The following is an 11,940-nucleotide window of genomic DNA, read 5'->3' on the forward strand; positions in this document are numbered from 1 at the left end:
ATGTTTACACCGTTCGCACTGAGGAGGCGCATAGCGCCGTCTCGAAGTGTCGGAAAGCCTCAGGACAGGCCCTTCGAGAGCCTCAGGACAGGCCTTCGAGACGCACGCTATGCGTGCTTCTCAGGCTGAACGGGAGAAAATGAACCCAAATTTCTTGGATACTCATCTCGTGGGGATATCCCAGAGTCCGAACGGTTATAGTTAATCCATAACTATAGGTCTTCTTATTCGATATTTTCCTTCTCAATTTCCGTTTTACGAGAAATACCCAATTTTTCTTTTAATCGAGCGACCGCATCGGGATCAAATTGACGGGTGCTTTTGTGCTTCACAACCACAGAAGCAACTCTTGCTTGTGGAGCTACGTTTTGCGCACTGTAGGCTGGTGCCCGCTCTGGATAAGAAAAGCTCATTTCCGCACTCGTTTGAGGGTTATTCGCCGAATTTGCTATTCTCGGGCTATGGCCTGGCATTTTACTAGCTAGATTTTTACGCGCATTACGTGCACTTTTTTCAACGCGTTTTTTTATTTTGAGCGCAGCTTTCTCAGCCTCTTCTTCAGTAACCATCTCAACTGGATTACCTTGTAAATCGATGCGCATTTCTCTCGCTTTGAGGCAAGTTAAATAATCGATACGGCGAGTAAATAGCACTACCGCTTCGCGGAGTTTACTCTTCGATATTCCTGCCTCTAATGCTTGTTCAGAATAAGCGAGGATATCTTGCATAATTCCTGTTTTAAGGGGTCGAATTCGTAAACTATTATCAAATATTTGTGGAAAAGCACTTGCTAACCATGATAAAGCTTCATTACGAGCTTTTTTAGATTTATTTTTTTGTGCTTTATTAATTACAGCTGTACGCGGATGAAGCTCTTGTCTTCTCATGCTACTACCCTTGTGTGATAACTTTTACCTGTAGCAAGAACAACACCGCTTAAAAGGATTATTCAGAACTAGTGCGGGGATGTGGTTGCTAAATTTCCGGCTACAAAATGCGCATACAATGTACAGCGTTTACCGTTGATTTGCAAGCCCTGTATTTAATAATTGCAACGCAAAGAAAAGGTTAAGAATATTTTCGGGTTCGCTATTTTAAAATTAATGAGTGTATACTTTATTTAGGTCAATCCTAGGTAACTTGCCGATGATTAAACTTTTTTTTATGGCATTATTAGCAATTTTTTTCCCCTGGTTAGCCTTGTTAATCGAAGATAATCCTGGCGGTGCCCTTGTTGCTTTAATCATGCAAGCGACCGTTATTGGTTGGCTTCCAGCAAGCATTTGGGCTTGGCGAACTGTTCGTGATGCTAATAAAATTCAATTCGCAGAAAAAAGAAGAATAAAAGCAGCTAAAAAGGCCGCTAAAAAAGCAGCGAGAGAAGCCGCTCAAGCAGCAGAGAAAGAAGCCCTCGCAAAATCAGAAGAAACTAAAAAAGACATCGAATAAATTTCTGTCTCTTTCTAATTTGGAGCTACTATGCAAACGCGAGTAATCGTTAATGGCGCGCAAGGAAAAATGGGAGCACTTGCTTGCAAAACAATTCAAAATCATCCCGACTTTCAACTGGTAGGCGCCTTAGGTAGAGAAGACAATTTACGCCAAACTATTACCGCCTCTAGAGCAGATGTGGTTGTTGACCTAACTCGTGCCGATTGCGTTTTTGACAATAGCTTAGCCATCATTGAGAGTGGGGCTCGTCCCGTTATTGGAGCCAGTGGCTTAGTTGATGAGCAAATTCGAGTGCTTCAAGATCAATGTGAGACACGACATTTGGGCGGAATTATCGCACCCAATTTCTCAATTGCTGCTGTCTTAATGATGCGTTTTGCTGCCGAAGCGGCCAAATTTTTACCTGAGGTTGAAATTATAGAAACTCATCATGAACAAAAATTAGACGCCCCTTCCGGCACCGCCATGAAAACCGCAGAAATGATTGCCAAGGCAAGAATCGCTCCCAACAAGGAGCCGGCTTTGCATGAACTAACCCCAGGAGTACGAGGCGGAACCCATCAGGGAGTGAAAATCCATTCGCTGCGTTTACCCGGCTTCCTCGCCAATCAACAAGTTATTTTTGGTACTCTTGGAGAAACCTTGACGATAACTCACAATAGCATCGATAGAGCCTCTTTTATGCCCGGTATTATTCTTGCCTGCCAGCGGGTACTTGGGCTGAATAAGCTCTACTATGGTTTGGAAAGTTTGCTGGGCGATTAGTGAAACTTCTAGGGATTGATCACCCTGTACGTCATCTTTGTAGATGACGTACAGGGCTCAGAATAGAGGTACGAAAGAAATAAGCTATTAATATCGGCTGATTCTTCAGGATCTTGGCCCCAACATAGATCCTAAACCCCCACCTTCATAATACCGGAATTGTATTCATAAGCTTCAATTTTAATTTGCTCCAACCTTTTGAGAATATCCGGCACGATAGCATTAGGATCGGGCGCTGCATTGAGTTCTAAAATACAATCATAAATTCTTTGTGTCGGGTCAAACCTATCGGATCTCTCTTTGGGAAGTAGCTGAGTATCTGAATAAATATCCGCTAAAATAAAGACCCTATTTGCCCTTTCCTTACGCGTATTCATACGATCTTGCATTTGTCCAATTCCATTGGGTCCTGACTTGAAAAAGCTCGCCATATAGGAAATATTAGCTTGCCAATATTTCTTTTCTTGCAGTACAACACTTAGACGGCTGAGTGTCTCTAGTTGATTTTCATCCGATAACTTTAAGGCTTGCATGATAAATTTTGAAAAGCCGGGTTTGATTAAGTCAAGGGCATTACCAATCTCCGCAACCTCGTTATTCGATGCCAACGTATTGTAGATTTCTATTGCACTCGGATTTTTTACTCGTTCCTTAATTGCCGTAACGATGTCGCTGGGCAGATAAGAATCGATATGTTTTGTGCCGAAACAACCTTCAGCATTTTTATCGGCGCCCGCAAAACCATGCCCCCAGGCAAAAATATCTGCAACAATATTAACAAAGTTTTCTCGCTTCTTGCCGAGATCAGATAAGCTTGGACATTCGCCATATTTTCTTTGATAGACAAGCGCCGCCATCGTGTGGCAACGCACAATCCATTCTCTATCCTTACAACTAACACAACCTCCACAAATTTTTGCACCGATTTTAGGAGCCAATAAACGCTCATAAGTACTCAAGAACAGTTCTCTGCCATTGTAATCCCGAAAAGTTGCCGTACCCGGACCCGAATTGAGAATACTTTTATACTCGCGTGCGAGCTCAGCCAAATCCTTTTGTTCTTGCCTGTAAGCTGCATAACCTTCTACATCTGACTCTCGACGATATAGGGTAGATAAATGTTTAACGAATACTGGTTGCCAATTTGACGAGGGTTGAAACTTTTCAATATTAGCTTTAATAAACCCAATTAATTTATCTTTGATTTTGCTTTCATCAAGCGGTGATTTCTTCAAATCAGAAAACGCTTCTGCCACCAACTCTTTTATCCCTGATTCATCCCAACTACCTTCTAATTCAGGGAGTTGGTTCAATAAAAGAAAGGATTCTGCCCTTTTCAAAATAAGAAGACAGTTTGGGTTATCCGAAGTCGTGTAATCAAAGTGTTTTGCAAAGTTAAGGGCATGGTTTGTGGGAATAATCGTTACCTCTTTTTTCGTTTCAGCCACCCACCTCAAGACTCCTTGACGTTGCTGTTCAAGCTCATAATCTGGATAGTTTCCTCGAACAGGGCTAATTAGAGTCTGAAATATAAAGAAATCACCATATTGGAGAACAGTCTTCATATTGCGACGAGTATGAACATCCAAAACATGCTGAGGTTTTTTTAGCTCATCTCGAGGAACTAGGTGGGCAAAACCGTAGCTTGGCTCGTGTTGTTCTAGAGTATTACCCTGGATGTCAAGAATAGACGAGTGCAATCTGCGAAAATTAGCCAATCCAGGTACGCGGCGTTGCCGGCTAGGAACAAATGCCACTGCGTCAGCAAGCTTACCGGTTTCTTTACTGACTTGATGTATACCTGTTTTTAGAAAACGTTGTTCATAATTTTCTAAGGTTAAAAACCAGTAGGGTAATTTTCTCAAATTCTCCACGTCTTTAACAAACTTTTCAGAATTTTTCGAAGCAATATCAGCAAAGGTTTCTTCCAATTTTTTAATGCAGAGTTCGAAATCAGTAATCGTGCTATTTTGTGAAGAAAATAAAGCCCCAATAAAATTTTGCTGATCAGAATTTATAAATGAATACCAAGCGGGCATTCGCTGCTCTTTTATACCTGCCAAATCTTGCAAAAGCGTCGTGTTAGAACCCAGCTCTTCTGATTTGGCAGTGATTAATTGCTTAAGAAATCGTTGTTGCTCAAAAGATAAGGCAGTGAACCAGGCAGGTAACCTCACATTATCTCTAATCGATTTAAGTGATTGTTGAAAAACCGCGGAGTGAGTTTTTTTGGCTTCGTATAAGGCTTTGATAGCAGGCCAAGTTGTTAATTGAAAATTGTTTAATTGAAATTTTAAATCGCGAATTGAAATATCGAGATTTTTGATAGAATGAAAATAAATTTGCTGCTCACTGGGTAGCTGACGGAACCACTGGGGGGTAGTTTGGATAGGACTTTTATCGATTCTTTCTAAGTCAGCAAGCGTTTCTTCAGAACAAGGAGGAAGTTGCTCATCCCACAACATAACAAGATCTTTAGGATTGTAGATATCCATTTGCACGAGAGTTACGATGTCATAACCTCCTTTTTTCATGATGACATACTCTTCGGCTGCATTTAATAATTCGGCTGCTATCTCCTCTGCTCCTTTTGCTGTGTCACTATGGGTTACATCACAATAATCGAGTAAACCACCAATTAAAAGAGCTGTATATTGCGAGAGAAGATTTTGATAGATTTTAATATCCGCCTCATCAGGCAAGGCACATTGGGCCTTACACCATACAAGATATTTCTTAAGTAGCTTCAGATCTGAGCCAGGTTTCAGCGGCGTTGTTTCCAAAACAAAATTAAACGCTTGGTATAAGATCTCAATGCGTTTCTTATATATCTTCTGCAGCTTGGGTGAATCACTAGGGCGTTCTATTGTGATTTTTTCTACATCCAAAATGCGTTTCAGATTAGCGAGTAACTCTTCAGTAAGCTCAATCCCCTCAGCGACACGAACTATTTTATTTATTGGCATGACGACAATCCTTTGGTTGCATAGGGTATTTATTATTCAATAAATTCTTTCACGATACAATTTTTATATTCACTATACTTTTCGAATAAAATCAAAACCCAAGCTTCTTCTTGAATGGATAGTTCATTCTGACAAAAGGTTCGTGCTACACTGGTGTCCCCCTAATCTCTACGGATGGTAAAAAAATGATAACAGTGAAAAAAGGAGATTACATAGGATACTCTGAGTCTGGCATTGATGAAGCGATCGAAAATGCATTGCTGCAAGCCGGCGAACATGCTTACTTTGAGGTCATTGAAACTCGAGGTTCGCAAATCGGAGAAAACAAGCGGCACTACCAAGCCACGATTACCGCGTTCTTAGATTAAAAAATTTTCTTCATCTTCCGGCTTGGGGAGATAATGAAAATCCAGCTAGTACAATGACCAATAACCACTGCTACAGGGAGTCGATAATGGGTTATACAGTTCCGCATTATATTAATGGTGAAAAATTAGACGTAGCCTGCGCAAATTCTCATACGATTTACAATCCAGCACTCGGAGAAGCCATTGGCAAAGTCAACTTTGCCGATAAAGACGTGTGTGACAAAGCAATCGCTGCAGCCAAAGCCGCTTTCCCCGCATGGGCAGAAACAGCGCCTATCAAACGCGCAAGGATTTTATTTAAATTTAGGGATCTCTTAGAAAAATATCAGGGCGACCTAGCCCAGCTAGTCACTAAAGAACATGGAAAGACACTGGAAGATGCCAAAGGCTCTGTTGCCCGCGCGATTGAAGTCGTTGAATTTCATTGCGGCTTGGTTAATCAATTGCAAGGTAGTTTTTCTGCCGACGTGACAACGCATATCGACTGCCATACCATTCGCCAACCTTTGGGTATCTGTGCGGGAGTTTCTCCGTTTAATTTTCCTGTCATGGTTCCTGTGTGGATGATCATCCCTGCTATCGCCTGCGGTAATACCTTTATATTGAAACCCTCAGAACAAGATCCTTCTGCGCCAGTTCGTCTGCTGGAATTATTAACCGAAGCGGGTTTGCCTGCTGGCGTAGCTAATTGCTTACAAGGTGATAAGACAGCAGTCGACTATTTATTAGCGCATCCCGATATTAGCGCCTTCACCGCCGTTGCCTCTACCCCCGTGGCTAAAGCCATTTATACCAGCGCAACAACACATGGCAAACGCGCCCATACTTTTGGCGGTGCTAAAATCATTCTATCATTATGCCCGATGCGGATTTGGATCAAGCGGCTAATGCCATTGTCGGTGCTGCTTTTGGTTCAGCTGGAGAACGTTGTATGGCTATCTCTGCCGTCGTGGCGGTAGGAAACGAAACAGCCGACCGTTTTATCGAAAAATTAGTTCCGCTGATCAAAACTATTCGTATTGATGCAGGTGATGTTGCCGGATCTGATATGGGTCCACTCATTAGTGCTGCTCACCGGGAACGTGTGCTTGCTGCTATCGATCAAGGTGAAACAGAGGGTGCAAAGTTAGTCGTTGATGGCCGCTCATTTAAGCACGCTAAACATCCGCAAGGTTATTTTGTTGGCCCCACTTTATTCGATCAAGTCAATGAATCCATGTCGATTTATCAAAATGAAATTTTTGGTCCCGTCCTCGTCGTGCTTCGCGTGGATAATTTTGACCAAGCCTTATCTTTAGTCAATCGACATCAATACGGCAATGGTACTGCGATTTTCACCCGTGATGGTTACAGTGCCCGTGAATACACCCAGCGTGTACAAGTAGGCATGGTCGGTGTGAATATTCCAATTCCTGTACCCATTGCTAACCATCCTTTTGGTGGTTGGAAAAATTCAGCCTTTGGCGATACTAATATGCATGGTTTAGAAAGTATTAATTTTTATACACGCCGCAAAACAGTAACCAGTAAATGGCCCGTCACTGAATTAACTCAGAGTGCTTTTGTTATGCCAACGAATGATTAAGGAGAACCAGGATGGCACGCATAGGATTCGTAGGCCTGGGACACATGGGCTTGCCAATGGCAATTAATTTAGTTAAAGCCGGGCATCAAGTAACCGGCTTTGATTTACAAGCCGAAGCCCTAAAAACGCTGGCGGATGCCGGTGGTTTCGCTGCCAACAGCCTAGCTGATGCGGCAAAAAACCAAGATGCTTTTATAACGATGTTGCAAACTGGGGAGCAGGTGCGCCAAGTTTGTTTGGGTGAAAAAGGGCTTTTTGCCAACGCTGCGGCCAATACTTTATATATTGATTGTTCTTCGATTGATGTCCAAACAAGCAGGGAACTCCATCAGCAAGCCACAGAGAAACAACTTTCTGTTGTTGATGCGCCAGTCTCTGGCGGAGTCACAGGCGCTGCGGCAGCAACCTTGACAATGATGGTCGGCGGCGATGAAAAATCTTTCGAACAAGCTAAACCCCTGCTCAGCGTCATGGGGAAAACCATTATTCATACCGGTTCAGCAGGCAGCGGACAAGCAGCAAAAATTTGCAATAATATGATTTTAGGAATCTCGATGATTGCTATTTCAGAAGCTTTCGTCTTGGCAGAACATCTTGGTTTATCCGCAGAAAATTTATTTGAAGTAGTTAGCAATTCCTCCGGCCAATGCTGGGCGATGACCCGCTATGCACCGGTGCCAGGAATTCTTCCCAACGTTCCGGCCAACAATCACTATCAACCAGGTTTTACAGCGGCAATGATGTTGAAAGATCTGCGCCTAAGCCAAAATTCGGCAGCGACGGTTGGTGTTGAAACACCGATGGGCGCTCTGGCAACCGCGCTTTATCAGCAATTCAATGAAGCCGGCCAAGCACAATTAGATTTTTCAGCGATTATCAAAGCAATTGCTAATGAATAGGTATTTTATGAATCAGCAGTTAGATCCCCAACAAATTAACGAGCAGGAAATTGAGCAATTTTGGTCCGAAATTGCTCTAAAATATGTCGCTTGGCTAAAACCTTGGAAAACGGTTTTACAAGGGAGCTTTGCCACGGCGGATGTGCAATGGTTTAGTGAAGGAAAATTAAATGTCAGTGCAAACTGTATCGATAAACATCTTCCTCACAGGGCGAATCATCCCGCAATCATTTGGGAAGGCGACGACGAGGATGAGCAGGGGACATTAACCTTTGCCGAGCTACACCAGGAAGTTTGCCGTATTGCCAATGTATTAAAAACCTTAGGCATTCGCAAGGGCGATAAGGTAGGTATTTACCTACCAATGATTCCCGAAGCCGCGATTGCCATGCTTGCCTGCGCCCGTATCGGCGCGGTACACACGGTTGTTTTTGCCGGTTTTTCAGCCATCGCATTACGACAACGTTTACAAGCAGCGGCCTGTAAACTATTAATTACTGCCGATGGCTATCAGCGCGGCGGTCATTTTTTTCCATTAAAACGACAAGCCGATGAAGCGGAAAAAAGTTTAGCTATACCCATGTTGGTTGTCAAACACAGCGATAGCTCCATTGCCTTTGATCCCCAATCCAATTATTGGTGGCATGAATTAAAGCAAGAGGCCAGTAGAGATTGTCCACCAGAACCAATGGATGCGGAAGATCCCCTTTTTATTTTATATACTTCCGGCAGTACCGGGCTACCTAAAGGCGTGGTGCATACAACCGGAGGGTATTTAGTGCAAGTTGCCTATACCCAGGATCATATATTTCACTGCGATAAAGACGAAATCTTTTGGTGCACAGCCGATGTAGGCTGGATAACCGGGCATAGCTACGTGGTTTATGGTCCTTTATGTAATGGAACCACCACGCTCATGTTTGCCGGTGTTCCTAATTGGCCCGATCCTTCACGCTGCTGGAAGATCATTGATAAATACAAGGTCAATGTTTTCTACACAGCGCCTACCGCTATTCGTTCCTTGAAACGCGAAGGCAATGCATGGTTGACAACGACTTCTCGCAAATCCCTTCGTTTACTGGGCAGTGTAGGTGAGCCCATTAATCCCGAAGTATGGCAATGGTATCGGGAGCAAATCGGCCTAAATCGTAGCCCTATCGTTGATACCTGGTGGCAAACTGAAACCGGAGCCGTTATGATCTGCCCGCAAAATGATCTAAATTTGGCTAAGCCAGGCGCCGCTTGCAAGCCTTTGCCGGGAATTTATCCCGTTCTTCTTGATGATCAGGGACGGGAAATAAGCGGTGCAGCAGAGGGAAAATTAGCTATTAAATACCCTTGGCCTTCGATCACAAGAACAATAGCCGGCGATCACCAACGCTTCCGCGAAACTTATCTGGTGAATGATTATTATATGACCGGCGATGGCGCTCGTCGTGATGAAGACGGTGATTATTGGATTACTGGCCGCATTGATGATGTCATCAATGTTTCGGGACATCGACTAGGCACTGCCGAAATTGAAAGCGCATTAATTCTACATCCAAAAGTCGCCGAGGCTGCTGTAGTTGGAGTACCTCATGCCATAAAAGGACAAGGGATTTATGCTTACATCTGTTTAAAAAAAGATAGCCACCCAAGCCCAACATTACGGGAAGAATTATTAGAGACGGTAAAAAACAATATTGGCAGCATCGCCAAACCGGATATCATTCAATGGGCGACTGAGCTACCCAAAACCCGCTCAGGTAAAATCATGCGCCGGATTTTGCGAAAAATCGCAGAGCAGGACGATATAGAGCTTCATGAGCTTGGTGATTTATCAACACTGGCTAATCCACAGACGGTTGAGACACTTATGAGGGAAAAGAAACATTGATTGAATGAGGATTGGGAACAACTCTCATAGCCGCAAGGCTGAGATGATTTTTCCAACCTGACTGCGTTTGGGCTCTGAGATATCCCCATGAAATTAAATAGACTATTTAGTTCATCGATCGTTTGGTTTATCCCGTTCGCACTCCGGGGTATCCCCACAAAATTCAATAGACTATTTAGTTCATCGATCGCTTTGTTTTACCCGTTCGCACTGAGGAAGCGCGCAGCGCTGTCTCGAAGTGTCGCAAAAGCCCCCCGCTTCGAGAGCCTCAGGACAGGCTTCGAGACGTACGCCACGCGTGCTCCTTAGCCTGAACGGAAAAATGAATACCAAATTCCTTGGATCCCCATTTCGTAAAGATACCTCAGAGTCCGAATGGGTATTGTAAAAAAATCAATCAAAAATCGGAAATTTGCTGACTCTTTGTGCATAACCCGATACAATTTGACACCATAACGAACAAAGACTTGTTAAAACAACAGATGACAATTCAGAGAAAATCTCGACTCATCATTGGTATAAGCGGCGCCTCGGGTATCATCTATGGGGTTCGTTTATTGGAATGTCTTAAAGAGTATGAGGTTGAAACACATCTCATTGTATCCAAAGCAGCCCAGCAAACTCGCGCTTTAGAAACTCAGTTATCGGCAAGGCAACTCAATAACTTGGCGGATAAACATTACAATATAAATGATATTGCCGCCTGTCTATCCAGTGGCTCTTATAAAACCTTAGGGATGATTATCGCCCCTTGTTCCATGCGGACTCTAGCGGATATCGCTTCAGGCAGTACTGATACGCTATTAACCCGTGCAGCCGATGTGGTGCTAAAAGAAAGACGTCGTCTTATTTTGATGGTCAGAGAATCTCCATTTCATCTCGGGCATTTAAAAAACATGGTAGCAGCCACTGAAATGGGGGCAATCATCGCGCCTCCTGTTCCTGCCTTTTACAATAACCCGCAATCTATCGATGATCTAGTCAATCATAGCGTGGGTAGAACTTTAGATTTATTGGATATTGATCTTGGATTTGTCCGTCGCTGGGGCGAAGCCCCTGAGATTGCCCCATAAGTTAATTATTCCCACTCTCTGAGTTTTTCGAGGAACCTATGAATCTTATCAACCCACCTAATCTCGTTATTGATAATCAATTGAATACCAAACAGGCAATCCATTATCAAAAAGAATGGGCTGGTTTAATTTATCCACAAACAATTAAAGGAACGATAAAAACGATTGCTGGGCTCGATATTGCTTATGATTTGGAAAGCAATCAAGCTTTTGCCATTGCGGTAATTATTGATGCCGAATCACTAGCCGTTCTGGAAGTCAAAAAAGCAATGAGCTCTGTCGAAGTACCTTATCGCTCCGGTTTTCTTTCTTTTCGCGAACTTCCGGCTCTCGCTAAAGCCTTTGAGCAATTAACTATTAAACCGGATTTAATCGTTTGTGATGGTCAAGGCATAGCCCACCCAAGACGCTTTGGCTTAGCTTGCCATTTAGGCTTAGCCTACGATATTCCAACTCTAGGATGCGGAAAAACTAGGCTCTATGGAACCCATGGGCAACCCGGTCAAAACCGCGGTGACTTTTCTTATCTTCATGATAATAAAGATAATATTATCGGTTGCGTATTAAGAACTCGCGCTCGTGTTAATCCTGTTTATATTTCCATCGGCCATAAAATTACCTTAGAAGCAGCCTGTGAGTGGATCTTAAAATTAACACCCAAATACCGTGTGCCAGAAACAACACGCATGGCAGATCGTTTAGCAGACGAATTCAAAATGAGCATCAAAGCGCAGTCAGCGCCAAATCACTCAGCTATTGATTGCGTTAGGGAAGAAAATTAAAGCGCGAATTCCATTTAGGAATCTCGAAAAGCAAATAATTATTGCAATAAATTTAACCAAATTGTATAATTAACATCCTCTGCAACTAGAGATCATTATGAAAGAATTACGCGAAGTTAGTACAATGAATATAATCCCAGAGTTACCAGAAGAGCTTTGGTCCCTCATTTT

At 43.1% G+C, this 11,940-nt stretch carries 9 protein-coding genes and 1 pseudogene; 8 read left to right on the forward strand and 2 right to left on the reverse strand.

The window, feature by feature from the left end:
• Positions 1 to 224: 224 nt before the first annotated feature.
• The gene (locus Lnau_RS10320) at positions 225 to 887 is read right to left on the reverse strand and encodes a ProQ/FinO family protein (protein ID WP_058505069.1); all 663 of its coding nucleotides are present in this window, start codon (positions 885 to 887) and stop codon (positions 225 to 227) included.
• A gap of 259 nt (positions 888 to 1,146) precedes the next feature.
• On the opposite strand from Lnau_RS10320, the gene Lnau_RS16985 reads away from it, so the two are divergent.
• Positions 1,147 to 1,449 carry a YqaE/Pmp3 family membrane protein gene (locus Lnau_RS16985; RefSeq protein WP_058505070.1) on the forward strand — a complete coding sequence of 101 codons (303 nt, stop codon included), beginning with the start codon at positions 1,147 to 1,149 and terminating at the stop codon, positions 1,447 to 1,449.
• Between the two features lie 30 nt (positions 1,450 to 1,479).
• On the forward strand, positions 1,480 to 2,217 hold the full coding sequence (gene dapB, locus Lnau_RS10330; RefSeq protein WP_058505071.1) for a 4-hydroxy-tetrahydrodipicolinate reductase: 738 nt from the start codon (positions 1,480 to 1,482) through the stop codon (positions 2,215 to 2,217).
• A gap of 131 nt (positions 2,218 to 2,348) precedes the next feature.
• Here dapB and Lnau_RS10335 read toward each other — a convergent pair whose 3' ends face one another.
• The gene (locus Lnau_RS10335) at positions 2,349 to 5,183 is read right to left on the reverse strand and encodes a hypothetical protein (RefSeq protein ID WP_058505072.1); all 2,835 of its coding nucleotides are present in this window, start codon (positions 5,181 to 5,183) and stop codon (positions 2,349 to 2,351) included.
• Positions 5,184 to 5,368: 185 nt separating this feature from the next.
• Here Lnau_RS10335 and Lnau_RS10340 point away from each other — a divergent pair, with 185 nt between their 5' ends.
• From Lnau_RS10340 to nfi, 6 genes and pseudogenes are all read left to right on the forward strand, one after another.
• Complete coding sequence (locus Lnau_RS10340) at positions 5,369 to 5,551, forward strand: dodecin domain-containing protein (protein WP_058505073.1); 183 nt, start codon at positions 5,369 to 5,371, stop codon at positions 5,549 to 5,551.
• Between the two features lie 86 nt (positions 5,552 to 5,637).
• A pseudogene (locus Lnau_RS16915) lies at positions 5,638 to 7,136 on the forward strand (CoA-acylating methylmalonate-semialdehyde dehydrogenase).
• A gap of 11 nt (positions 7,137 to 7,147) precedes the next feature.
• Positions 7,148 to 8,035 (forward strand): 3-hydroxyisobutyrate dehydrogenase, encoded by an 888-nt coding sequence (gene mmsB / locus Lnau_RS10350; protein WP_058505074.1) that lies wholly within the window; start codon positions 7,148 to 7,150, stop codon positions 8,033 to 8,035.
• A 7-nt stretch (positions 8,036 to 8,042) separates the two neighbouring features.
• Positions 8,043 to 9,914, forward strand: coding sequence for an acetate--CoA ligase (acs, locus tag Lnau_RS10355; RefSeq protein ID WP_238585966.1), 1,872 nt, complete (start codon positions 8,043 to 8,045; stop codon positions 9,912 to 9,914).
• 482 nt (positions 9,915 to 10,396) lie between these two features.
• Positions 10,397 to 10,987 (forward strand): UbiX family flavin prenyltransferase, encoded by a 591-nt coding sequence (locus Lnau_RS10360; protein WP_058505076.1) that lies wholly within the window; start codon positions 10,397 to 10,399, stop codon positions 10,985 to 10,987.
• A gap of 38 nt (positions 10,988 to 11,025) precedes the next feature.
• The gene (gene nfi, locus Lnau_RS10365) at positions 11,026 to 11,769 is read left to right on the forward strand and encodes a deoxyribonuclease V (protein ID WP_058505077.1); all 744 of its coding nucleotides are present in this window, start codon (positions 11,026 to 11,028) and stop codon (positions 11,767 to 11,769) included.
• Positions 11,770 to 11,940 lie beyond the last annotated feature (171 nt).

The organism is Legionella nautarum (assembly GCF_001467895.1).
Classification (GTDB): Bacteria; Pseudomonadota; Gammaproteobacteria; order Legionellales; family Legionellaceae; genus Tatlockia; species Tatlockia nautarum.

Bases quoted from the DNA above. Each gene is read 5' to 3' on its own strand.
- Lnau_RS10320 (WP_058505069.1), bottom strand. From the start codon at position 887: ATGAGAAGACAAGAGCTTCATCCGCGTACAGCTGTAATTAATAAAGCA.
- Lnau_RS16985 (WP_058505070.1), top strand. From the start codon at position 1,147: ATGATTAAACTTTTTTTTATGGCATTATTAGCAATTTTTTTCCCCTGG.
- dapB (WP_058505071.1), top strand. From the start codon at position 1,480: ATGCAAACGCGAGTAATCGTTAATGGCGCGCAAGGAAAAATGGGAGCA.
- Lnau_RS10335 (WP_058505072.1), bottom strand. From the start codon at position 5,183: ATGCCAATAAATAAAATAGTTCGTGTCGCTGAGGGGATTGAGCTTACT.
- Lnau_RS10340 (WP_058505073.1), top strand. From the start codon at position 5,369: ATGATAACAGTGAAAAAAGGAGATTACATAGGATACTCTGAGTCTGGC.
- mmsB (WP_058505074.1), top strand. From the start codon at position 7,148: ATGGCACGCATAGGATTCGTAGGCCTGGGACACATGGGCTTGCCAATG.
- acs (WP_238585966.1), top strand. From the start codon at position 8,043: ATGAATCAGCAGTTAGATCCCCAACAAATTAACGAGCAGGAAATTGAG.
- Lnau_RS10360 (WP_058505076.1), top strand. From the start codon at position 10,397: ATGACAATTCAGAGAAAATCTCGACTCATCATTGGTATAAGCGGCGCC.
- nfi (WP_058505077.1), top strand. From the start codon at position 11,026: ATGAATCTTATCAACCCACCTAATCTCGTTATTGATAATCAATTGAAT.